Source organism: Ensifer sp. Root1252 (genome assembly GCF_001425885.1).
GTDB lineage: Bacteria > Pseudomonadota > Alphaproteobacteria > Rhizobiales > Rhizobiaceae > Ensifer > Ensifer canadensis.
Genome location: NZ_LMDT01000008.1, coordinates 80,090 through 101,795, shown reverse-complemented (window position 1 = coordinate 101,795; position 21,706 = coordinate 80,090). Strand labels below are relative to the sequence as shown.

Genomic DNA, 21,706 nt, shown 5'->3' with positions numbered 1-21,706 from the left:
TTTCGGCAAGAATTCATTCAAGGGAGGAAAGAATGAGGAAACTGCTACTGACATCAGCGTCGCTGGGTGTCCTTGCCATGGCAAGCACCGGCACGGCACTCGCCTGCGACCCCGATTATTCCGGCGTCGAACTGACGGCGACCACGCAGACCGGGCCTTATATCGCGTCCGCGCTGCAACTTGCGGCCAAGGGTTGGGAGGAAAAGACCTGCGGCAAGGTAAAGGTGGTCGAGTTTCCGTGGTCGGAACTCTATCCGAAAATCGTTACGTCGTTGACATCGGGCGAAGATGCCTTTGACGTCATCGCCTTTGCGCCGGCTTGGGCGCCGGACTTTACCGATTTCCTGTCGGAAATGCCCGCCGACATGCAGAAAGGCGCCGACTGGGAGGATATCGCACCGGTCTATCGCGAACAGTTGATGGTCTGGAACGGCAAGATCCTGTCACAGACGATGGATGGTGACGCCCATACTTACAGCTATCGTATCGACCTGTTCGAGAATGCCGACAACCAGAAGGCCTTCAAGGCGAAATACGGCTACGATCTGGCGCCGCCGAAGACCTGGAAGCAGTATCTCGACATCGCCGAATATTTCAACCAGCCCTCCAACAACCTGTGGGGAACGGCCGAAGCCTTCCGCCGCGGCGGCCAGCAGTTCTGGTTCCTCTTCAGCCACGTTGCCGGCTACACCAGCCATCCCGACAATCCAGGCGGCATGTTCTTCGATCCGGACACGATGGATGCGCAGGTCAACAATCCCGGCTGGGTCCGCGGCCTCGAGGAATATATCCGCGCCTCGAAGCTCGCTCCGCCGAATGCCCTGAACTTCTCTTTCGGCGAAGTGAACGCGGCGTTTGCCGGCGGCCAGGTTGCCGAGTCGATCGGCTGGGGCGATACCGGCGTTATCGGCGCCGACCCGAAGCAGTCGAAGGTGGCAGGCAATGTCGGCTCGGCGTCCTTGCCGGGTTCGGACGAGGTCTGGAACTACAAGACCAAGAAGTGGGACAAGTTCGACCACGTCGTGCAGACCTCCTTCATGGCGTTCGGCGGCTGGCAGGCGGCGGTACCCGCATCGTCGACCAAGCAGGAAGCGGCCTGGAACTACATTCAGTATCTGTCGAGCCCTGCCGTCTCCGGCCAGGCGGCGATCACCGGCGGTACCGGCGTCAATCCCTATCGCATCTCCCACACGACCAATGTCGATCTCTGGTCGAAGATCTTCTCCGAGCGTGAAGCCAAGGAGTACCTGGGCGCGCAGAAGGAGGCGGTGACCGCGAAGAACATCGCGCTCGACATGCGTTTGCCGGGCTATTTCTCCTACACCGAAGTGCTTGAAATCGAACTTTCCAAGGCACTTGCCGGCGAAGTCACACCGCAACAGGCGCTTGATAGCGTCGCTGAGCAGTGGAACAAGCTGACGGACGAATTCGGTCGTGACAAGCAGCTTGCTGCCTATCGCGCATCGATGGGCCTGCCACAGAAATAGGATGAGCCAGCGCCCGCTCCGAAGTGACCGGGGCGGGTTTCTCGATATCTGCGGCCGAGGCGCACCGTCCCGGTTGCAGCTACGCTACAGCGCCGCGCGTCAGATATGGCGCACTAAAGACGCTGTGGCGCTTGAAACCTGCTGCATAAAGTTCTCCTCAGATCGATGTCGATTTGAGGGATTATGCAGTATCCCGGTCGCTTTTCGCGCCGGCTATCGTCAGCAGAAAAGGCGTCAGCATGTCCCAGGTCCGGTTGGAGCAGATCACCAAGTCCTTCGGTAACATCACCGTCATCCCGCCGCTCGATCTTGAAATCGCCGACCGGGAGTTCGTCGTTCTCGTCGGGCCGTCCGGTTGCGGCAAGACGACCACCCTGCGCATGATTGCCGGCCTTGAGACGGCATCTTCGGGCACGGTGCGGATCGGCGAGCGTGACGTCACCGATTTACGCCCGGGCCTGCGCAATTGCTCGATGGTGTTCCAGAATTACGCGCTCTACCCGCATATGACGGTGGCCGAGAACATCGGCTACGGCATGAAGGTGCGGGGCACTTCGAAGGCCGACATCGAAAAATCCGTCGCCGAGGCGGCCCGTATTCTCAATCTCGGCGCCTACCTCAATCGCAAGCCGAGCGCCCTTTCCGGTGGCCAGCGCCAGCGCGTCGCCATCGGTCGCGCGATCGTCCGCCAGCCCGATGTTTTCCTGTTCGATGAACCGCTGTCGAACCTCGACGCCAAGCTGCGCATTGAAATGCGCACGGAAATCAAGCTGTTGCATCGACGTCTTCAGACGACTGCCGTCTACGTGACCCACGATCAGGTCGAGGCCATGACCATGGCCGACCGCGTCGTCGTCATGAATCAGGGACGCATCGAACAGGCCGCCGATCCGATCACCCTCTACGAGGCGCCGAGCAATCTGTTCGTCGCGGCATTCATCGGCGCGCCGAGCATGAATTTCGTCGAGGGAACGCTCGAGCGCGGCGACGGCGGGCTATGGTTCAAGGCGGATGGTGGCATCGCAGCCAGGATACCAGACACACGAGCCGAGAAACTCGGCGCTTTCATCGGTCAGGCCGTCGTGCTTGGCATTCGCCCGGAGCACACGATGGCGTCGGACGTCGATGCGCCGAAGCTCTCCGTGCAGGTACGCGATATCGAGCCCCTGGGGCCGCACACACTGGCGCTCGGCAAGGTCGGTCAGGCAGCGTTCACCGCACAGATCCACGCGGCATCGCGGGTCAGGCCGGACGACACGATCGAGGTCCCGATCGAGACGCAGAAGATGCACTTCTTCCTGAAGCAGACCGGCATGGCGATCGGTCGCTGAGGCAAAGGCGTGGCCGAGGGCAATCGATGCCCCCGGCCACGACATGTCAGTTCTTGGCCGAGCGAGCGGCGGCAAGGAAAGCCAGCTTGGCCGGCAGTTCCAGATGCTTCGACAGGGCAACGCGCTCGGGCGTGTAATGATGTTCGACGTCGAGGCAGTTGACGGTTCCGAGCAGTTCGCCACCGACAACGACGGGGATGTTGGCGACCGATCCGCAGCCGAGTGCCCAGATCGTTTCGTGGTCGCCGAATACCTTGGAGATGTCGACAATCGTATTGGCGACGAAGGTCTGATGCGCCTTGTGCACGATGTCGAACCAGCTGTCGTAGCGGATCGGCTTGGTGCCGGAGGTCGGGTATTCCTCCGGATGCGATGTATAGGCGCGACGGGCGACTTCGTTGACCATGTCGACGGTCATGATCGTGAAGAGCTTGGCGCCGATCACCTGGCGGCAAAGCGTCTGAAGCGCGCCCCATACGGCGTCCGCGTCGATGTCCTTGGCAATCGCCGCGTCGAATTCAGTCAACGCGGCAGCGATCTGTTCACTGTTCATCATAAGTCCTTGGAATGTTGATTAGTTCGCGTGCGCTGCGCTGATGTGCATCAGTTCGCGCGAATAGGGGTCCTTGAGGTCGCCACGCTTGAGGTCGGCGACATCGGCCACTTCGACGATGCGGCCCTGCCGCATCACTGCCAGCCGGTCGCAAAGGAAGGAAACGACTGGAAGGTTGTGGGTGACCATGAGGAAAGTCAGGTTCTGTTCCTGCCGCAAACGCTTGAGCAGGTTCAGGATTTCCGCCTGTACCGACACGTCGAGTGCCGAGGTAGGCTCATCGAGCAACAGCACCTTCGGCTTCAACATCAGTGCACGCGCAATGGCGACACGCTGGCGCTGGCCGCCGGAGAGCTGGTGCGGAAAGCGGAAGCGGAATTTCCGGTCGAGGCCAACGGCGGACATCACCTCTTCGATACGGGCACTGCGATCGCCGATGCCGTGAATGGTCAGCGCTTCGCCGAGCGTGGCATCGACGGTCTTGCGCGGATGCAGCGAGCCGTAGGGATCCTGAAACACCATCTGGCACTGACGGGAGAAGGCCCGGTCGATGCCGTGGCTGCGCGGTTTGCCGAAGACGTTGATTTCGCCGGTCCACTCGGGAGCCAGGCCGGCGATTGCCTTCAGCACCGTCGACTTGCCCGAGCCGCTCTCGCCGACGAGCGCAAAGCTTTCGCCATCGGCAATCTCGAGATTGACGTCGTGCGTGATGTGCGCGTCGCCGTAGAAGATGTCGAGGTTCTTGAGGGAAAGCGCCGTCATTTCTTTGCCCATGCGCTGCGGTCGAGCACGGGAAGCTCGGTCCGGGTTTCGTCGAGACGCGGGATCGAAGCGATCAGACCACGGGTATAGGGGTGTTTGGCATTCATCAATTCGCCCGCCTTGCACTCTTCCACGACCTCGCCGGTGTTCATCACCAGGATCCGGTCGCAGTAGCTCGAAACAAGGTTGAGGTCGTGGCTGATGAAGATCAGGCCCATGCCCTTGCGCTTGACCAGTTCGTCGATGATGTCGAGGACCTGTGCCTGCACCGAGACGTCGAGCGCCGAAGTCGGTTCGTCGGCGATCAGGAGGTCGGGTTCCGGGATCAGCATCATTGCGATCATGACGCGCTGGCCCATGCCGCCGGAAACTTCGTGCGGGTAAAGTTTCGCAACGCGCTCCGGGTCGGCGATCCGGACCGATTCCAGCATGGTCAGAACGCGGTTGTTCACTTCGCGGCGCGGCATACGCTGATGCGTCAGCAAGGCCTCGGCGATCTGTTCGCCGATCGTCATCACCGGGTTCAGCGAGAACTTCGGGTCCTGCATCACCATCGAGATGCGGGCGCCGCGGATTGGGCGCATCTGCCGTTCGGAGCGTGTCAGCAGGTCGATGCCGTCGAAGGTCAGCTTGTCTGCCGTTACCCGGCCCGGTGCGCGCACCAGTTTCAGGATCGAGCGGCCGGTCATCGACTTTCCCGAACCGCTCTCGCCGACGATCCCAAGGCGTTCGCGGCCGAGCGTGAAGGAGAGGCCACGGACGACCTCAAGGTCGCCGCGCGGCGTCGGGAAGGTGACGCGCAGGTTTTCGATTTCGAGAAGCGGGTTCATCAGCGTTGCTCCCCGCTCTTCGGATCGAGCACATCGCGCAGACCGTCTCCAAGGAAGCAGAAGCCGAGGCTGACGAGGATGATGGCAAAGCCTGGCATGGTTGCCACCCACCACTGGTCGAGAATGAAGGAACGGCCGCGCGAGATCATCGCACCCCATTCGGGAAGCGGCGGCTGGGCGCCCAGCCCGATAAAGCCGAGACCGGCTGCCGTCAGGATGATGCCCGCCATATCGAGCGTGACGCGCACGATCATCGACGATGTGCAGAGCGGCAGGACGTGACCAAGATTGACCCGAAGGCTCGACGCACCGAGCAGGCGCACGGCCGAGATGAATTCCGAGTTCTTGAAGGTCATCGTCTCGGCACGGGCGACGCGGGCGTAGCCGGGCCACGACGTTATGGCGATGGCGATGATCGCGTTTTCGATGCCCGGCCCGAGAGCCGCGACAAAGGCAAGCGCCAGGATCAGCTTGGGCAGCGACAGGAAAATGTCGGTGATGCCCATGAGGATGCGGTCGACCCATCCGCCGAAATAGCCGGCTGCAACACCGATCACCAGGCCGGCAGGTGCTGCAAGCACGGCAACCAGCGTCACGATCGCCAGCGTGATACGTGCACCATAGACGACGCGCGACCAGATATCGCGGCCGAGTTCGTCGGTTCCCATCCAATGCTCGGCACTTGGCGGCAGCAGGCGCTCGCCGAGTGCCTGGCGAAGCGGATCATGCGTCGCGATCCAGGGTGCGAACAGTGCGGTCAACACGAGCACCAGGATGATGATCGCGCCGACCACGGCGAGCGGATTGTGCATCAGCGCGCCGAAAATCCGGTAGAACCTGCCAAGGCGCGCTTGCATCGGCGAGGCGGGGCTGTCGTCGATCAGCCAGTCGCGAAGTGTTGTCATGTCCGCTTCTCCCTAGCGCGCACGCGGATCGAGCACGCGATAGAGCACGTCCGATATCTTGTTGATGCCGATGAAGACCGCGCCGATCACCAGGGTCGAGCCGAGGACGGCCGCCATGTCGGCGTTGAGCAGGGCGACGGTCAGGTAGTTGCCGATGCCGGGCCACGAAAAGATCGTCTCGATCATCACGGAGCCTTCGAGCAGGCCGGCATAGGAAAGCCCTATGACGGTGATCAGCGGCACGCGGATCGGGCGGAAGGCATGGCGCCAGATCACGAGCCGTTCCGGAACGCCCTTGACCCGCGCCGTCGTCACATATTCTTGGCTCAACTGATCGAGCATGAAGGACCGTGTCATGCGGGCGATATAGGCAAGCGAGAAGAAGCCGAGGCAGGACGCCGGCAGGATGAGATGCCAGACCGCGTTGCGGAAGATCTCCCAGTCGCCGGCGATGATGCTGTCGACGAGGATAAGGCCGGTGATCGGGGTGACGACGCCGTCGTAGAAGATATCGACCCGACCAGGGCCGCCGACCCATTTCAGCTTCGCGTAGAAGACGGCGAGCCCGACGAGGCCGAGCCAGAAGGCCGGCACCGAATAACCGAGCAGGCCGACGACGCGGATGCCCTGATCGAGCCAGGAGCCGCGGCGGCTTGCGGCGACGACGCCGAGCGGCACGCCGATCAGTACGCCGAGGATGATGCCGAGCGTCGCCATCTCCAGCGTCGCCGGGAAGACCCGGGCGAGATCCTCGATCACCGGCTTGCCGGTTGATACTGCCGTGCCGAAGTTGCCGGTGACCACATCGCCGACATAGCTGACGAACTGGGCGGCCAGCGGTCGATCGAGACCCATTTCCTCGCGGACGCGCTCATAGACGGCGACGGGGGCACGGTCGCCGACGACGGCGAGCACTGGGTCGATCGGCACGATGCGGCCGATGAAGAAGGTGATTGCGAGCAGCCCGATGAAGGTCACGCCAAGCGTGACGAGAAAGCCAAGCAGCGAAAAAAGGCGCCGTCTGCCCGGGCTTTGTGCCCCGGCGCGGCGCGTCGGCGCGGGCGCTGTAGTCGTGTTGTTGTTTGCCACGTGGCGATTCCATCCCTCGTTCGCTTGCGGTCGCGGCTGTCGATAGCGCAAGAATTCGCTTGGAGTATATAAATAAGTTTGCTTAAATCAAAAAAATTTTACTGGTGAGGAGAATCCATTGTGACCGTGCCATCTGAGGATGCAGAGACCGCATCCGCCAGGGCCGCGACTGCGGGCCAGCCGCGGATCGGCGCGCTGTTGCGTGCGCGCCGGCGGCAGATGCATATGACGCTGCAGGCGCTGAGCGATGCTGCGGGGGTATCGGTTGGCTATCTCAGCCAGATCGAGCGCGATCTCGCCATGCCTTCCCTCGGCACGCTTGCGCAGATCGCCCAGGGGCTGAACGCCGAGCTCAACCACTTCATCCTGGCACCGGCGATCGATACCGGTCTGTCACGCGCCAGCGAGCGCATGGTCTTTTCCGTCGGCGGCTCGCCGGTGTCCTATGAGCGGATCGGTGCGGACTTTGCCGGGAACCAGCTATCCAGCTTCGTCATCACCATCCCCGCCGGACACCGCTCGGAGGTGTTCAGCCATGAGGGCGAGGAACTGGTGTACGTCCTGCAGGGCGAAATCCTGTTCGGTCTCGATGACGACGAGACCACACTTACCCCCGGCGACGGCCTGCATTTTCGGGGTATCCAGCCACACTACTGGTGGAACAAGACGGATCGGCCCGTCCGGCTGATCTGGACCGGCACCCTGCCTCTGTTCCGATCCCGTACACCCTTGCCCAACGAGACCGGTATGCCTCAGGCAACCCCCAAGCCGGCGACGACAACAAAAACCAAACCTCATCGAAAATAGGAGAGCGATGATGAGAATGTTCAAGGCCGCGGTTTTCGCGGCATCCCTTATGCTGAGCGTGGCTCCGGCAGCTTTGGCGGAGACCCCGGCCGAAGTGCTGGTGGTTGCCCAGAACATCGACGATATCGTCAGCATCGATCCGGCCGAAGCCTACGAGTTTTCGTCCGGCGAATATGTGACGCAGACCTATGACCGTTTGGTGCAATATGATGCGCCCGACGTCCTGAAGCTTTCGCCTGGTCTTGCCAGCGAATGGACCGCCGACGATGCGGCAAAGACGATCACCTTCACCCTGCGAGATGGCGTCACCTTCTCCTCCGGCAACCCGCTGCGTGGCGAAGATGTTGTCTACTCCTTCAAGCGCGTCGTCGCGCTCAACAAGGCGCCTGCCTTCATCCTGACGCAGCTCGGCTGGACACCTGAAAATATCGACAAGATGGTGACTGCCGACGGCAACAAGGTCACGATCAAGTATGAAGGCGACTTCTCGTCGGCGTTCGTACTCAACGTTCTGGCGGCACGTCCGGCCTCGGTCGTCGACGCGGAAGCCGTCAAGGCGAACGAAGCCGACGGCGACTACGGCAATGCCTGGCTCAAGGCGAACTCGGCCGGTTCCGGCCCGTTCGTGCTCAAGGCTTTCCGCGCCGGGGAACTTCTGAACCTGCAGAGCAACCCGAACTATTTCGGCGGCGCTCCGGCCATCAAGGGCGTGATCATCCGTCACGTTGCGGAAGCCGCAACCCAGCAGCTGATGCTTGAAACCGGCGACGTCGACATGGCGAAGAACCTGACGCCCGACCAGGTCGCAAGCCTTGGGGCCAAGAGCGGCATGAAGGTCGAATCCTACCCACAGGCGGCCGTCCACTTCCTGTCGTTCAACCAGAAGGCCGCAGCCCTGCAGCCGCCAGCCGTCTGGGAAGCAGCCCGTTATCTCGTCGACTACAAGGGCATGACTGACAGCTTCCTGAAGGGCCAGATGGAGGTCCACCAGGCCTTCTGGCCGAAGGGCTTCCCGGGCTCGCTTGACGAGACGCCTTATACCTACGATGTCGAAAAGGCGAAGAAGATCCTTGCCGATGCCGGCATCCAGACGCCGATCAAGGTGACGCTCGATGTTATCAACTCGACGCCGTTCACCGACATGGCACAGTCGCTGCAGGCTTCCTTCGCCGAAGCCGGCATCAACTTCGACATCATCCCGGGAACCGGCAGCCAGGTCATCACCAAGTACCGTGCCCGTACGCATGAGGCCATGCTGCTCTATTGGGGCCCTGATTTCATGGACCCGCACTCGAACGCCAAGGCCTTCGCCTATAACGAAGACAATGCGGACGACAAGTATCAGTCGACGACCACATGGCGTAACGGCTGGGCAGTCCCGGCAGAGCTCAACGAAGCGACGAAAGCTGCGTTGAAGGAAGCCGATCCGGCCAAGCGTTCGGCGCTCTATGTCGATCTGCAGCGCAAGGTGCAGGAAACGTCACCGATCGTGATCATGTTCCAGGCCGCAACTCAGGTTGCGATGAAGGACAAGGTCGAAGGTTACGTCAACGGCGCCACCTCCGACTTCGTCTTCTACCGCCTCGTCAAGAAGAACTGATTCCTGTGCGCGCTCACTTGCGCCAGCGACTGGGCGCGGACATATCAGAGCCGTGGGCCACTACCGCATGTTTCCTTAAATCGCATCCGATTTAAGGACAAAAACATGCAATAATTCAAAGTGCTACAGCGACCTTTGCGCGTCTGAAAAGACGCGCGGCGCTGTAGTGGCCCACGGCACCACGGCCGAATCGGGACTTCTGCGTAGTGGCTGAACCCGTTTCTGCGAACATTGGAGAAGGCGAGTAAAATGGCAGACGTGAAGGTAAGGACGCGAGAAACAGGCGCCACGGCAGTGGTGGGCAGGACCGGCTTTCCGCACGTGACTTCGGTTACCGGCGGCGAACTGGATATCGTGACGGGCCCGTCGCAGCCGGGCTACGGACCGCTTGACCTGCTCTATGCTTCGCTCGCCAGCTGCCTGGTATTGAGCGCCCGCATAGCCGCCAGCCGATTTGGCGTCCTCGACCGGCTGACTGAAGTCAGCGCCAAGGTAACGGGCGAGAAGGCGCATGACGAACCGTCACGCATCGCCAAATTCGACATTCTGTTCGACATCAAGGGTGACTTCGATGAGGCGACGCGGCATGCGATTGCCGAGGCCGCCGAAAACGAAATCTGCACCGTTAGCAACACCTTGCGCGGCAATCCGGAATTCACCACCCGATACGCGGATTGATCCGCCTTCCTGCTGCATACGTCCTTAGGTCGGAAACGAGTCGAGGCGAAAATTATGCAATGGAGCGACAGCGCCTTTCGGGCGCTGTCATGTGGTTCGATTAGGCCATGAACCACGGCTGATTTCAGTCCATGAACGGCGCCAATTCCGCATCGAATTCGACTTCAACCACATTGTTGAACAGCGCCGTTGCGACCATGATCCCGGCAAACGCCACGAGGTTGACGAGTGCCGCATGGTCATAGCGCGCTTTCAACCCATCCCAGATTTCCGCAGGCACCGCATTCGAATTGGCGACGATCGCCCGGCCGAAGTCGATCAGCCGCTGCTCGTCCGAGGTCGGCACGATCGAATGAAAGTCGACGCCGGAATTGGCAAAGGCGCGGCGGAAAAAACCCATCGCGATCGGCGATTTCATCGCCTCGGAGATCGCATGCGACAGCAGCCAGATTGCCCGGTCGTCGAGCGCCGGTCGCAACTCCTCTCTGAGCGTGAACCATTCCGCATAGATCCGGTGGGCTGTGGGCGAATGCAGCAGCGTACGCTTCATGTTGGTCATGCGGCCGCGAACGCGGATCTCTTCGTCATGGGCGGAACGGATAACGTCGGAAGCGGTGTCGTAATCGATCTGGGGAATGTGGCTCACGGTCTTGCCTGTGTTTGAGAGGGCGCGAGGATGCGCCCCTGTCAGATGGAGCTTAGATGTCAGATGGTGCTGAGGAGAATGCTCGTCTCGCTGTTGAGCACGCCTTCGACGTCGCGGACTTCACGCAGGATGCGGTCGAAGTCGCTGAGGCTGTTGGCGCGAATTTCGGCCACCATGTCCCAGGCGCCATTGGTGGTGTGGAGAGCATAGAGTTCGGGCAGGCCGCGAAGGAATTTGATCACCTTTGTGGTCGTGCGCCCGCTGACCTCGATCATCATGATTGCCCGAATGGCGCGCTGGTCATAGTCCTGGCGGACGCGCAATGTGAAGCCCAGCACCGCCCCGGTTTCCAGCAGCCGGTCGATGCGCGTCTGTACGGTTGCACGCGATATGCCGAGAACCGAGGCGACCTTGGAGTAGGGCGCGCGGCCGTCTTCTCGCAGAAGCGAGATAAGCTGGTGATCGAGGTCATCGAAGATATGCATAAAAATCTTATAGATGAGTTGTACAATTTGCGCAATCTTTTGCAAGATTTTGCGCAAGTTTAAAATTTCAACTCGCTTCTTGCGTGCCTACGCTGACCTCATCGAATTTCCCGATGGAGATGAAATCGTGGTTCAGTATGTCGGTGTCGGCAACGTAATCGAGCTGGTCAAATCGATCGGCATTGAAACGTTCCTGTTGGGTCTTGCGGAATATATCGAAGACGATTTCCGCAGGTGGAACGCTTTTGAGAAAACCCCGCGGCTGGCGAGCCATTCGAAGACGGGGGTCATCGAATTGATGCCGACGTCCGACGGCGAGCATTACGGCTTCAAATACGTCAACGGCCACCCGAAGAATCCGAATGTTGGCTTGCAGACTGTGACGGCCTTCGGTGTTCTCTCGGACGTCAGCACTGGTTATCCCTGCCTCGTCTCCGAGATGACGATCATGACGGGTCTGCGCACGGCGGCGACCTCTGCATTGGCCGCAAAGTACCTGGCTCGCCCCGATGCCCGCTCGATGGCGATCATCGGGCTTGGCGCGCAGTCGGAATTCCAGGCGCTCGCCTTCCGGGCCCTGCTCGGGATCAAGCGCCTGCAGGTGTTCGATATCGACATCGAAGCGGCGGACAAGTTCCTGAAGAACCTCGCCGACATGGATTTCGATATCGTTGTCGCCAAGACCGCAGAAGAGGCCGTTGCTGGCGCCGACATCATCACGACGGTGACGGCCGACAAGCGCAACGCGACGATCCTCTCCGACAATATGGTCGGCGCCGGCGTGCACATCAACGCCGTAGGGGGCGACTGCCCCGGCAAGACCGAACTGCAGGGCGATATCCTGCGCCGTGCCGATGTCTTCGTCGAATATCCGGAGCAGACGCGGATCGAAGGAGAAATCCAGCAGATGGCGCCGGACTTCCCGGTGATCGAACTCTGGCGCGTGATTGCCGGCGAGGCTGAAGGCCGCCGGTTGGGCTCGCAGATCACCATCTTTGATTCCGTCGGCTTTGCCACGGAAGACTTTTCGGCGCTGCGCTTCCTTCGTGACAGGATCCAGGGCACGGCCTTCTACACCGAGCTCGACCTGACGACGCAGCCGGAGCATCCGCGTGATCTCTACGGACTGTTCAAGCAGCCGGCGGCCGCTGTCATTGCCGAGCGGAGCGTTGCCTGAGATGAAGAGACTGTCCGTACAGGCGCCGAAGGGTGTCGTGATGATCCGTCCGCACCATTTCGGCCCGAACCCGATGACGGCCAAGGACAATGCCTTCCAGTCGACTGACGAGGCGCGCAAGCCCTCGGCGATCGCAACTGCCGCTTTTGATGAAGTGACGCGCATGGCTGATGGCCTGTCGGCCGCCGGCGTCGCCGTCCACCTGTTCGAAGACGAGACGATGACCCGTCCGGACTCGGTGTTCCCGAACAACTGGTTCTCCACCCATTCGGGCGGACATGTGGCCATCTATCCGATGTATTCGGAAAGCCGTCAGAGCGAACGCCGCGCCGACATCATCGAGATGCTCAAGAACGAGTATCGCGTCCAGGACGTGATCGACTACTCAGGCCTCGAAAAGGACGGCGTCTATCTTGAAGGCACCGGCGCCATGGTGCTCGACCATATCGGTCGCGTGGCCTATGCGGCCCGGTCGAACCGCACCAACGAGGTGGCGCTGGAGCGCTTCTGCACCCACTTCAACTTCGAGCCGATGGTGTTTGGTGCGGTCGACCGCAACGGCAACTCGATCTACCATACCAATGTGCTGATGTGCATCGGTACGGATTTCGCGCTGATCGGCACCAGCATGATCCCCGACGCGGCAAGGCGACAGGAAATTTGCGCGCGGCTGGAGGAAACGGGCCGGCAGGTCATCGATCTCACGATCGATCAGATCGAGAATTTTGCCGGCAACGCGATCGAACTCGACGGCGCCGATGGCCGTGTCGTCGTGATGTCGGCGCGTGCGCTTGCGTCGCTTCGGCCGGACCAGGTCAAGGCGATCGAGGTTTCGGCGCGCGTGCTCGCCTTCGACGTGCCGACCATCGAGCTTGCCGGCGGCTCCGTGCGCTGCATGCTCGCCGGCGTGCATTTGTCACGCAGAGAACCCGCCGGTACGCAAAAGCTTTACGCCGCCACATCCGATCGATAGAAGCACCTCATCCAAGCCAAAGGTACTACAAATGTCGCAAGCAGGCCCCGTCTACAATTTCAACAACATCATCGTCCGCACGCCCTCGACCACCGTCGTCAACGGCCTGCGTGCCGATGACCGTGGCAATCCGACCTATGAGGGCGTGAAGGCCGAGCACGATACCTACATCGCTGCGATGAAGGATGCGGGCGTCAAGGTCACCGTGCTTCCGGCGCTCGAAGCCTTCCCGGATTCGATCTTCGTCGAAGATCCGGCGCTGGTGTTCACCGAAGGCGCGATCCTCCTGCGTCCGGGTGCTGCCACCCGCGTCAAGGAAACCATCGAGATCGAGCCGACGCTTCGCGCGATGTTCGAGACGGTTCTCGATCTGCCGGGCACCGGCCTTGCCGATGGCGGCGACGTGCTGACGACCCGCGAAAGCGTGATGATCGGTCTTTCCGCCCGCACCGACAAGGTCGGCGCCGAAGCGCTGCAGGCGTGCCTCGACAAGCTCGGCCGCAAGAGCGAGATCGTCACCACACCGGAAGGCGTATTGCACTTCAAGACCGATTGCTCGCTGCTCGATGAGGAAACCGTGCTCTCGACCGCTCGTCTTGCCAAGTCCGGCGTGTTCGACCGCTTCAAGCAGGTCATTATTCCCGAAGGCGAAGAGCCGGCGGCCAATGCGCTGCGCGTCAACGACGTCGTCATGGTTGGCTCCGACTTCCCGCGCACGATCGAGATGCTCGACAAGCTCGGCTACAAGGTCGTGCCGATGAAGACGACTGAAATCGGCAAGATCGACGCCGGCCTGTCCTGCATGTCGCTGCGCTGGTTCAGCAACACGCTCTGATCCAGACATAATATTCGCGGAGGAAACATCATGAGAACTTTCAAGTCGGCCCTGTTCGCGGGGATCGCCCTCACCATGGCGGCAAGCGCTGCTTTCGCTGAGGACACCATGCGCCTGGGCATGACGCCGGAGCCGTACATGCCGTTCACGCAGGTCAACGCCGGCGGCGAATGGGAAGGCCTTGAAGCCGACCTGTCGCGTGCCCTCTGCGAAAAGATGGCCGTGAAGTGCGACATCAACCAGATGGCGTGGGATGGCCTCATCCCGTCGCTGAAGGAAAACAAGGTCGATTTCATCATCGGTGCGTTCTCGATCACCGATGAGCGCCGCAAGGTCGTCGACTTCTCGACGCCTTACTACACCGAAGGCACGTCCTTCGTCGGCGCCAAGTCCGACACCAGCGAGATCAAGACGACCGACGCCGCCGACGGCGGTGGCCAGATCATCGATCCGGCCAGCGTCGAGGGCAAGATCATCGGCGTTCAGACGTCGAGCGTGCAATCGGCCTACGTCGCCAAGTATCTGCCGGGCGCCGAGGCCAAGAGCTACGATACCGCCGACAACTCCGTCGCCGATCTCGTCGCCGGCCGCGTCGACTACGTTCTGATCCCGGACCTCTACATCCAGACGTTCCTGAAGTCGCCTGACGGCGCCGACTACGAAGTCAAGGTCGAGGTTCCCAAGAACGCCGTACTCGGCGAAGGTGTTGCCTATGCGGTGCGCAAGGGCGACGCTGCGAACCTCGAGAAGGTCAATGCCGGCCTCGCCGCTCTCGAAAAGGATGGGCAGATCAAGACGCTCGTCGACAAGTGGATCTTCGGCAAGAAGTGATAACGGACGTTTTCGAGGGCGACGGGCCGAGGCCCTTCGCCCTCGATCGCCAAACGGACCGCAGCGTCCGGGGCATCATCGCAGCCTTTGGCTGACGACACCAATCGGGAACAGGTAGCGACGGATGGAGTATTACTGGCAATTGCTTGCCTGGGGCGGCGAGGGCTGGGGCGATGATTTCGCCTGGGGCCTGGTGATGACGCTGCAGGTATCCGTGGTCGCCTATGCGGTCGCGGTCGTCTTCGGGCTGCTGGGCGCTGCCGGCAAGCTGTCGAAGCACCGCTTGCCACGTCTTCTGGCCGATATCTACACGACCGTCGTGCGTTCGCTTCCCGAACTCCTGGTTATCCTGCTTCTGTATTTCTCGGTGGCAAGCGGCGCTGAGCGGCTGCTGAAGCATTTTGGTCTCGTCGCCGAGACGTTTCAGTTCAGCTCGTTCTGGGCGGCAATCATCGCGCTTGCCTTCGTCTCCGGCGCGTTCATGACAGAAGTGCTGCGTTCGGCCTTCCTCGCCGTTCCGCCCGGGCAGATCGAGGCTGCGGTTTCGATCGGCATGCGGCCACGCAAGGTCTTCACCCGTATCGTGCTGCCGCAGATGATGCGCCACGCCGTGCCCGGCATGGGCAATCTCTGGCTTTCCATCACCAAGGAAAGCGCCATCATCAGCGTGCTCGGCTCGTTCAGCGAGTTGCTCTATACCGGCTACCGCGCTGCCGCGGGCACCAAGCAATACATTTTCTTCTACGGGCTGACGGCCGTCCTGTTCCTGCTGATTACGCTTGTCTCAGCCTTGGTGATCGCGCAGATCGAACGCCGCCTTAACCGGGGGCACAATTGATGGAAACGATCTCCAACGTTGTCGGCTTCATGCCGGCGCTCATCAAGGCGACCCCGCTGACGCTGCTGTTGACCGCCGTTGCCGGCGTCTTCGGTCTGGTCATAGGCACGTTTGTCGCGCTCGCCCGGCTTTCGACCCGACGCATCCTATCGATGCCGGCCTATGTCTTCACCTTCGCGTTTCGCGGTACGCCGCTACTCGTGCAGATTTATCTCATCTATTACGGCCTCGGGCAGGTCCTGCCGGGAACCTGGGTTCGCCACAGCTTCCTGTGGCCGTATCTTCGCGACGGCCTGTGGTACGCGATCTTCGCGCTCAGCCTCAACCAGGCGGCCTACAATGCCGAAGTCATCCGCGGCGCGATCAAGGCGATCCCGCGTGGGCAGATCGAGGCCGCAAAATCGATCGGCATGCGATCGTCGATGATACTCAGGCGGATCACGCTGCCGCAGGCGCTGCGATCCTGCTTGCCGGTTCTGACGGGCGATCTGATCATCCTTTTGAAGACGACCTCGCTCGCCTCGACGATCACCATTCTCGAGGTGATGGGCACCGCGCGCATGCTGCAGCGTCAGTCGCTGTTGATCTTCGAGCCGTTGATCGCGGCCGGCATCATCTATTTCACCGTCGTCTTCATTCTGACGCGAGTGATGAACGTCGTCGAAAAGCGGCTGACCCGCTACCGCACGGCGAAGGCATAGGTACACGGCGCGCAGAGGCGCCACGGGAGGAACGATGATGGTCGCAACCGCACTGTCAGTGAAGAACATCCACAAGAGCTTCGGCTCGGTCGAGGTGCTCAAGGGTGTTTCGTTCGAAGCGAAATCCGGCGACGTCATTTCGCTGATCGGCAGCAGCGGCTCTGGCAAAAGCACGCTGCTGCGCTGCATCAACTATCTCGAGACGCCCGACGAGGGCGAAATCTCGGTATCGGGCGAAGTGATCAGGACGTTGAAGGGCAAGGACGGCAAGCTCGTTGCCGCCGACAAGCGCCAGCTCGAGCATATCCGCACCCGCCTCGGCATGGTGTTCCAGAGCTTCAATCTCTGGTCCCACAAGACCATCCTCGAAAACATCATCGAGGGGCCGATGCATGTGCTTGGCATGACGCGCAAGGACGCCGTCGGCGAGGCCGAGGTGCTGATGGAGAAGGTCGGCATCACGCCGAAGCGCGACCACTATCCCAACCAGCTTTCGGGCGGCCAGCAGCAACGCGCAGCGATCGCGCGGGCTTTGGCGATGAAACCCGATGTGATGCTCTTCGACGAGCCGACATCGGCGCTGGACCCGGAACTCGTCAACGAGGTGCTGCTGGTCATCAAGAAACTGGCGGAGGAGGGGCGCACCATGGTGATGGTGACGCATGAAATGTCGCTGGCGCGCGACATCTCCAGCGAAGTCATCTTCCTTCACAAGGGGCTCGTTGAAGAACGCGGCGCCCCGTCGCAGGTCATGCGTGACCCGAAGTCGGCGCGCCTGCGCCAGTTCCTGCAGATGGCTTGAGGAGAACACCATGCGCGACGCGATCCTGTCGAAATTCCTGCCTGAACTCGTCAATATCCGCCACAAGCTGCACGAGATGCCGGAGATCGGCCTGTCTGAAGTGAAGACCTCGGAATTCGTCGCCGGCCTGCTGCAGTCCTGGGGCTTCGAGGTGACGCGCGGGCTTGCAACGACCGGCATCGTCGCGACACTGAAGCGCGGCAACAGCAACCGGTCGATCGGCTTTCGTGCCGACATGGATGCGCTGCCGATGCAGGAAGAAACAGGACTCGCCTATCAGAGCCAGCATCCCGGCGCGATGCATGCCTGCGGCCATGACGGTCACACGAGCATGCTGCTGGGCGCCGCCTGGGCGCTGTCGCAGGATGCGAGTTTCAACGGAACCGTGCATCTGATCTTCCAGCCCGCCGAGGAGAATTTCGGCGGCGGCAAGCTGATGATCGAGGACGGCCTGTTCAAGCGCTTTCCCTGCGAGCGCGTCTTTGCGCTTCACAACTGGCCAGGTCTGCCGGCCGGTACCTTCTCGACGCGCGCCGGTGCCATGGCCGCCTCGATCGATGTGCTGACGCTGACGATCAGGGGCAAAGGCGGCCATGGGGCGCAGCCGGAACTGACGGTCGATCCGGTGGTCGTCGGCTCAAGCGTCGTCATGGCGCTGCAGACGCTCGTGTCGCGCAACGTCTCGCCGCATCAGCCCTCGGTCGTGACCGTCGGTTCGTTCCAATCGGGCTCGGCGTCCAACATCATTCCCGACACCGCAGTGCTGGAGATCAGCATGCGGGCAACCGATCCTGCCGTGCGAAAGCAGTTGCAGGAGCGCGTCGAGCAGATTGCGCGTTTCCAGGCGCAGAGCTTCAATGCCGATGTTACTTTCGGCTGGCAGGTCGGTTATCCCGCGACCATCAACGACGCGGAGGCGGTCGCAGAGGCGCGCGCCGTGATCAGCGAGAAATTCGGTGAAGGCGCGTTCGTCGAACTCGCCCAGCCGTTGATGGGCAGCGAGGACTTTTCCTTCCTGCTCGAAGAGGTTCCCGGCGCCTACGTGCTGATTGGCAATGGTGAGAGCAGCGGGCTCCACACCACGCGCTACGACTTCAACGACGAAATCCTCGAACGTGGCGCGATGTATTTCTACCATCTCGCACGCTCTGCGCTGGTCTGAACCAACACCTGACGGTCGGCTTGCCGACCGTCAGTTTGCCGGCGCGAGATCCCCGAAGACCGTCGGGATAAGCTCCGAAACCGTCGGGTGAATGTGCACCGCATGGGTGATCGTGGTGTAGGGCTTCTTGGCGTACATGACGTCGAGAATGCTCTGAACCGCTTCGTCGCCGCCGGTGCCCAGGATCGATGCGCCGAGGATCTCCTTGCTGTCGGCGTCGACGACAACCTTCATGAATCCCTCGGTCTCGCCTTTTTCGACCGCCCGGCCGACCCGGGTCATCGGCCTCCTACCGACGGCAATCTTGCGGCCGGTCTTGCGCGCCTCGGTCTCGCTCATGCCGGCGCGCCCGAGCGGCGGGTCGATATAGAGCGCATAGGTGGAGATGCGGTCGCTGACGCGCCGCGGCTCGCCGTCGAGCAAGTTGGCGGCGACGATCTCGAAGTCGTTATAGGCAGTGTGGGTGAAGGCGCCGCGGCCGTTGCAATCTCCCATGGCGAAGATGTGCGGCACGTTGGTCCGCAAGGCGTCATCGACCTCAATATAGCCGTGCGCGTCGGTCTTTACGCCCGCCCTGTCGAGCCCGAGATCGTCGGTGTTCGGCCGGCGGCCCGTCGCAAGCAGCAGATGTGAGCCGGTGACCTCCGGCGCGCCCGAGGTGCAATCGACGCCGGCGACGACATCGTCGCCTCGCCTGGCGAAACGAATGCATTCGGCGTTGAGCCGAAACCGGATGCCCTCCTTCTCCAGGATCGCAAGGACCGCATCTGAGACATCTGGGTCTTCGCGGGCAATCAGCTTCGGGCCCTTCTCGATCACCGTTACCTCGGAGCCAAAGCGGCGGAACATCTGGGCGAATTCAAGGCCGATATAACTGCCGCCGACGATGATCAGATGCCTTGGAAGAACATCCTGGTCCATCATCGACACATTGGTGAGAAAAGGCACGTCGTCGACACCGGGAAAATCCGGTACTGCCGCCCGACCGCCGGTGTTCAGGAAAATCTGGTCGGCAGTGAGGATTTCTTCGCCCACCCGGATCGTGTGCGGGTCCTCAAATTGGGCATGACCTTCGATGACGGTGCAGTTTTCCATCCCCTTGAGCCAGTTTTCAACGCCCGTGCGGGCGTCGGTCCTCACCTTGTCCTTGCGCGCCATGACGCGCTTGAAATCGACCGAAACCGGGCCGGTTGTCACGCCGAAATCGGCACCGCGACGCGCCATGTGCACGGCGTAGGCGCTGGCGACCATCGCCTTGGTCGGCATGCAGCCGGTGTTGACGCAGGTGCCGCCGAAGAGCTTGCGCTCGATAAGCGCCACGGCCTTGCCGGCCGCGGCCAGACGACCGGCCAATGATGGTCCCGCCTGGCCTGCGCCGATGATGATGGCGTCGAAATGTTTTGTCATAGGACCGAGGACACCACCCAGAGCGCGAGCAGCACTGCAACGACGTCTTCCAGCAGGGCAATCGGCAGGTCCTTACCGCCGGTGGCTGCGACCAGGCGTTTGCGCGCCTCATAGCCACCAAGCGTGCCGATCACGGCGCCGATGACGCCGGCAATCAGGCCGCCGACCAACGAACCGCCGGCAGTGCCCAGCACCGCACCGCAGAATCCGCCGCTGACGATGCGTGCGCCGAACTGTTGCGGCACCTTGCGGCTCGGTGTGCTCGGCAACTGGTCGGTGACGAATTCAACGAGCGCGAGGAGCCCGAAAATGTAAGGCGTAAAGCGGAAGCCCATGAAGGCTGCCCAGGTGCCGGAAAGCGGCAACCAGCCGGCGGCCGCACCAATGCTGACGGCGGCAGGTGCAGTCATGACGCGAAGGCCGGCGACCACGCCGATGAGAAGCGCGAGAAGATAGATCGACATCAATTCCCCGAACGTTCGCCGGGCGAACCCGCGCCGCCAGCCCCCAAGCGGTTCGGATCGAGCGGCATCGCAACCAAGAGTGAAAGCGGATGTTTCAGGCGGGCCTCAATCAGAGTGACCGACAACGCTGTTGATTGCAACGTCCAATCCTACGCTGCCCCATGCGGTAGTTGATGCTTTCGATCGCGTTACTTGATGTTGGAATTTTTCGCGCGCCGCACTTCCTGCGTGCAGCTCTATTTTTCGTCGAAGACTGACATATATGGAATGGCTTGCCCGGACGACGCGAATATTCCGTGATCAAACTGCGGGACTGAATTTCGAGGGAGATCTCCATGCGCCTGACCAAACTGCTTATCGGGACAGCCTTTGCCTTGACACTCACTGCAGCCGCCGCCAACGCCGACGTCGTGGTGTCCTCCAAGATCGATACAGAAGGCGGTGTGCTCGGCAACATCATCCTTGCTGTGTTGAATGCCAATAATATCAAAACTGTAGACCGCGTACAGCTCGGTGCTACACCGGTGGTGCGCAAGGCGATCACCGCCGGCGAGATCGACATCTACCCGGAGTACACCGGCAATGCCGCCTTCTTCTTCGAGAAGGCCGATGACCCGGTCTGGAAGGACGCGGCGAAGGCCTACGAGTCCGCCAAGAAGCTCGACTACGACGCCAACAAGATTGTCTGGCTGACGCCATCGCCGGCCAACAACACCTGGGCAATCGGGCTGCGCAAGGACGTCGCTGAAGCCAACAAGCTGGCGACGTTGTCCGATTTCGGCAAGTATGTTGCCGGCGGCGGAAACATCGTGCTCGCCGCATCGTCCGAATTCGTCAACTCGGCAGCAGCGCTTCCCGCATTCCAGACGACCTACGCCTTCACGTTGAAGCCGGAGCAGCTGATCACGCTTTCGGGTGGCGATACGGCAGCGACAATCGCTGCGGCTGCTAACCAGACGAATGGTGCCAATGCCGCGATGGTCTACGGCACCGATGGCGGCATCGCCCCCTCCGGCCTCGTGGTGTTGGAAGACGACAAGGCAGTCCAGCCGATCTACCAGCCGGCTCCGATCATTCGCGAGGCAGTGCTGAAGGAAAATCCTCAGATCGAGTCCCTGCTGAAGCCGGTCTTCGAGAAACTCGATCTGGTGACACTGCAGGAGTTGAATGGCCGCGTCCAAGTCGGTGGTGAACCGGCCAAGACGGTTGCCGAAGACTTCCTGAAGAAGAACGGCTTTCTGAAATAGGTTGACGCAAATGCGCGACGCTGGTCGGATGCACGCATCCGACCAGCGTTTTGTTTTCTAGGCGTAGAACGACTAAGGTCCGTCGAGCGGAAGCCG

At 61.4% G+C, this 21,706-nt stretch carries 23 protein-coding genes; 14 read left to right on the top strand and 9 right to left on the bottom strand.

What is annotated here, in order from left to right; all coding sequences use genetic code 11:
* Window positions 1-32: 32 nt before the first annotated feature.
* On the top strand, window positions 33-1,487 hold the full coding sequence (locus tag ASD02_RS10790; RefSeq protein WP_025428626.1) for an extracellular solute-binding protein: 1,455 nt from the start codon (window positions 33-35) through the stop codon (window positions 1,485-1,487).
* 239 nt (window positions 1,488-1,726) lie between these two features.
* Window positions 1,727-2,818 (top strand): sn-glycerol-3-phosphate ABC transporter ATP-binding protein UgpC, encoded by a 1,092-nt coding sequence (ugpC, locus tag ASD02_RS10785; RefSeq protein WP_025428627.1) that lies wholly within the window; start codon window positions 1,727-1,729, stop codon window positions 2,816-2,818.
* 46 nt (window positions 2,819-2,864) lie between these two features.
* On the opposite strand, the gene ASD02_RS10780 is transcribed toward ugpC, so the two are convergent.
* Genes ASD02_RS10780 through ASD02_RS10760 form a run of 5 tightly spaced genes read right to left on the bottom strand, consistent with a single transcriptional unit; the run spans window position 2,865 to window position 6,873 of the window.
* Window positions 2,865-3,371, bottom strand: a complete 507-nt coding sequence (locus tag ASD02_RS10780; protein ID WP_057218302.1) for a GAF domain-containing protein — start codon at window positions 3,369-3,371, stop codon at window positions 2,865-2,867.
* A 21-nt stretch (window positions 3,372-3,392) separates the two neighbouring features.
* A complete protein-coding gene (locus ASD02_RS10775) occupies window positions 3,393-4,133 on the bottom strand; it encodes an ABC transporter ATP-binding protein (RefSeq protein ID WP_057218107.1) in 741 nt (246 codons plus the stop codon).
* Window positions 4,130-4,963: an ABC transporter ATP-binding protein gene (locus ASD02_RS10770; protein ID WP_025428630.1), complete on the bottom strand. Its 834-nt coding sequence runs from the start codon at window positions 4,961-4,963 to the stop codon at window positions 4,130-4,132. Before ASD02_RS10770 ends, ASD02_RS10775 begins: the two co-directional genes overlap by 4 nt.
* The gene (locus ASD02_RS10765) at window positions 4,963-5,868 is read right to left on the bottom strand and encodes an ABC transporter permease (RefSeq protein ID WP_025428631.1); all 906 of its coding nucleotides are present in this window, start codon (window positions 5,866-5,868) and stop codon (window positions 4,963-4,965) included. The genes ASD02_RS10770 and ASD02_RS10765 overlap by 1 nt, the downstream gene beginning before the upstream one ends.
* 12 nt (window positions 5,869-5,880) lie before the next feature.
* The gene (locus ASD02_RS10760; protein ID WP_038578191.1) at window positions 5,881-6,873 is read right to left on the bottom strand and encodes an ABC transporter permease; all 993 of its coding nucleotides are present in this window, start codon (window positions 6,871-6,873) and stop codon (window positions 5,881-5,883) included.
* 204 nt (window positions 6,874-7,077) lie between these two features.
* Between ASD02_RS10760 and ASD02_RS10755 the strand changes: the two genes are divergently transcribed.
* The 3 genes from ASD02_RS10755 (at window position 7,078) to ASD02_RS10745 (ending at window position 10,042) form a co-directional block, all read left to right on the top strand.
* A complete protein-coding gene (locus ASD02_RS10755; RefSeq protein WP_025428633.1) occupies window positions 7,078-7,764 on the top strand; it encodes an XRE family transcriptional regulator in 687 nt (228 codons plus the stop codon).
* A 10-nt stretch (window positions 7,765-7,774) separates the two neighbouring features.
* Window positions 7,775-9,364 carry an ABC transporter substrate-binding protein gene (locus ASD02_RS10750; protein WP_057218105.1) on the top strand — a complete coding sequence of 530 codons (1,590 nt, stop codon included), beginning with the start codon at window positions 7,775-7,777 and terminating at the stop codon, window positions 9,362-9,364.
* Window positions 9,365-9,613: 249 nt separating this feature from the next.
* Entirely contained in the window at window positions 9,614-10,042 is a 429-nt protein-coding gene (locus ASD02_RS10745; RefSeq protein WP_057218103.1) for an OsmC family protein, read from the top strand.
* A 124-nt stretch (window positions 10,043-10,166) separates the two neighbouring features.
* Here ASD02_RS10745 and ASD02_RS10740 read toward each other — a convergent pair whose 3' ends face one another.
* Both ASD02_RS10740 and ASD02_RS10735 read right to left on the bottom strand, forming a co-directional pair.
* A complete protein-coding gene (locus tag ASD02_RS10740) occupies window positions 10,167-10,688 on the bottom strand; it encodes a hypothetical protein (RefSeq protein WP_057218102.1) in 522 nt (173 codons plus the stop codon).
* Between the two features lie 59 nt (window positions 10,689-10,747).
* Window positions 10,748-11,173, bottom strand: a complete 426-nt coding sequence (locus ASD02_RS10735) for an Lrp/AsnC family transcriptional regulator (protein WP_025428636.1) — start codon at window positions 11,171-11,173, stop codon at window positions 10,748-10,750.
* Between the two features lie 124 nt (window positions 11,174-11,297).
* Between ASD02_RS10735 and ASD02_RS10730 the strand changes: the two genes are divergently transcribed.
* From ASD02_RS10730 to ASD02_RS10695, 8 genes are all read left to right on the top strand, one after another.
* Window positions 11,298-12,350 (top strand): ornithine cyclodeaminase, encoded by a 1,053-nt coding sequence (locus tag ASD02_RS10730; RefSeq protein WP_277996353.1) that lies wholly within the window; start codon window positions 11,298-11,300, stop codon window positions 12,348-12,350.
* A 1-nt stretch (window position 12,351) separates the two neighbouring features.
* Window positions 12,352-13,323 (top strand): arginine deiminase-related protein, encoded by a 972-nt coding sequence (locus ASD02_RS10725; protein ID WP_025428638.1) that lies wholly within the window; start codon window positions 12,352-12,354, stop codon window positions 13,321-13,323.
* Window positions 13,324-13,354: 31 nt separating this feature from the next.
* On the top strand, window positions 13,355-14,158 hold the full coding sequence (locus tag ASD02_RS10720) for an arginine deiminase family protein (protein WP_057218100.1): 804 nt from the start codon (window positions 13,355-13,357) through the stop codon (window positions 14,156-14,158).
* 30 nt (window positions 14,159-14,188) lie between these two features.
* Window positions 14,189-14,989 (top strand): transporter substrate-binding domain-containing protein, encoded by an 801-nt coding sequence (locus tag ASD02_RS10715; protein ID WP_057218098.1) that lies wholly within the window; start codon window positions 14,189-14,191, stop codon window positions 14,987-14,989.
* Between the two features lie 124 nt (window positions 14,990-15,113).
* Window positions 15,114-15,827: an ABC transporter permease subunit gene (locus ASD02_RS10710; protein WP_025428641.1), complete on the top strand. Its 714-nt coding sequence runs from the start codon at window positions 15,114-15,116 to the stop codon at window positions 15,825-15,827.
* Window positions 15,827-16,528, top strand: a complete 702-nt coding sequence (locus tag ASD02_RS10705) for an ABC transporter permease subunit (protein WP_057220674.1) — start codon at window positions 15,827-15,829, stop codon at window positions 16,526-16,528. The genes ASD02_RS10710 and ASD02_RS10705 overlap by 1 nt, the downstream gene beginning before the upstream one ends.
* A 37-nt stretch (window positions 16,529-16,565) precedes the next feature.
* Window positions 16,566-17,330, top strand: a complete 765-nt coding sequence (locus ASD02_RS10700; RefSeq protein ID WP_025428643.1) for an ATP-binding cassette domain-containing protein — start codon at window positions 16,566-16,568, stop codon at window positions 17,328-17,330.
* Window positions 17,331-17,340: 10 nt separating this feature from the next.
* The gene (locus tag ASD02_RS10695; protein ID WP_025428644.1) at window positions 17,341-18,492 is read left to right on the top strand and encodes a M20 aminoacylase family protein; all 1,152 of its coding nucleotides are present in this window, start codon (window positions 17,341-17,343) and stop codon (window positions 18,490-18,492) included.
* Between the two features lie 30 nt (window positions 18,493-18,522).
* Here the strand turns inward: ASD02_RS10695 and ASD02_RS10690 are convergent, their stop codons facing one another.
* Entirely contained in the window at window positions 18,523-19,899 is a 1,377-nt protein-coding gene (locus ASD02_RS10690) for an FAD-containing oxidoreductase (protein WP_025428645.1), read from the bottom strand.
* Complete coding sequence (locus ASD02_RS10685; RefSeq protein WP_025428646.1) at window positions 19,896-20,363, bottom strand: membrane protein; 468 nt, start codon at window positions 20,361-20,363, stop codon at window positions 19,896-19,898. The genes ASD02_RS10690 and ASD02_RS10685 overlap by 4 nt, the downstream gene beginning before the upstream one ends.
* A gap of 335 nt (window positions 20,364-20,698) precedes the next feature.
* Between ASD02_RS10685 and ASD02_RS10680 the strand changes: the two genes are divergently transcribed.
* The gene (locus ASD02_RS10680) at window positions 20,699-21,610 is read left to right on the top strand and encodes an ABC transporter substrate-binding protein (RefSeq protein WP_025428647.1); all 912 of its coding nucleotides are present in this window, start codon (window positions 20,699-20,701) and stop codon (window positions 21,608-21,610) included.
* Window positions 21,611-21,706: the final 96 nt, after the last annotated feature.

Coding starts and splice junctions, on each gene's coding strand:
- ASD02_RS10790 (WP_025428626.1), top strand. CDS start 33: ATGAGGAAACTGCTACTGACATCAGCGTCGCTGGGTGTCCTTGCCATG.
- ugpC (WP_025428627.1), top strand. CDS start 1,727: ATGTCCCAGGTCCGGTTGGAGCAGATCACCAAGTCCTTCGGTAACATC.
- ASD02_RS10780 (WP_057218302.1), bottom strand. CDS start 3,371: ATGAACAGTGAACAGATCGCTGCCGCGTTGACTGAATTCGACGCGGCG.
- ASD02_RS10775 (WP_057218107.1), bottom strand. CDS start 4,133: ATGACGGCGCTTTCCCTCAAGAACCTCGACATCTTCTACGGCGACGCG.
- ASD02_RS10770 (WP_025428630.1), bottom strand. CDS start 4,963: ATGAACCCGCTTCTCGAAATCGAAAACCTGCGCGTCACCTTCCCGACG.
- ASD02_RS10765 (WP_025428631.1), bottom strand. CDS start 5,868: ATGACAACACTTCGCGACTGGCTGATCGACGACAGCCCCGCCTCGCCG.
- ASD02_RS10750 (WP_057218105.1), top strand. CDS start 7,775: ATGAGAATGTTCAAGGCCGCGGTTTTCGCGGCATCCCTTATGCTGAGC.
- ASD02_RS10745 (WP_057218103.1), top strand. CDS start 9,614: ATGGCAGACGTGAAGGTAAGGACGCGAGAAACAGGCGCCACGGCAGTG.
- ASD02_RS10735 (WP_025428636.1), bottom strand. CDS start 11,173: ATGCATATCTTCGATGACCTCGATCACCAGCTTATCTCGCTTCTGCGA.
- ASD02_RS10725 (WP_025428638.1), top strand. CDS start 12,352: ATGAAGAGACTGTCCGTACAGGCGCCGAAGGGTGTCGTGATGATCCGT.
- ASD02_RS10720 (WP_057218100.1), top strand. CDS start 13,355: ATGTCGCAAGCAGGCCCCGTCTACAATTTCAACAACATCATCGTCCGC.
- ASD02_RS10715 (WP_057218098.1), top strand. CDS start 14,189: ATGAGAACTTTCAAGTCGGCCCTGTTCGCGGGGATCGCCCTCACCATG.
- ASD02_RS10710 (WP_025428641.1), top strand. CDS start 15,114: ATGGAGTATTACTGGCAATTGCTTGCCTGGGGCGGCGAGGGCTGGGGC.
- ASD02_RS10705 (WP_057220674.1), top strand. CDS start 15,827: ATGGAAACGATCTCCAACGTTGTCGGCTTCATGCCGGCGCTCATCAAG.
- ASD02_RS10700 (WP_025428643.1), top strand. CDS start 16,566: ATGGTCGCAACCGCACTGTCAGTGAAGAACATCCACAAGAGCTTCGGC.
- ASD02_RS10695 (WP_025428644.1), top strand. CDS start 17,341: ATGCGCGACGCGATCCTGTCGAAATTCCTGCCTGAACTCGTCAATATC.
- ASD02_RS10690 (WP_025428645.1), bottom strand. CDS start 19,899: ATGACAAAACATTTCGACGCCATCATCATCGGCGCAGGCCAGGCGGGA.
- ASD02_RS10685 (WP_025428646.1), bottom strand. CDS start 20,363: ATGTCGATCTATCTTCTCGCGCTTCTCATCGGCGTGGTCGCCGGCCTT.
- ASD02_RS10680 (WP_025428647.1), top strand. CDS start 20,699: ATGCGCCTGACCAAACTGCTTATCGGGACAGCCTTTGCCTTGACACTC.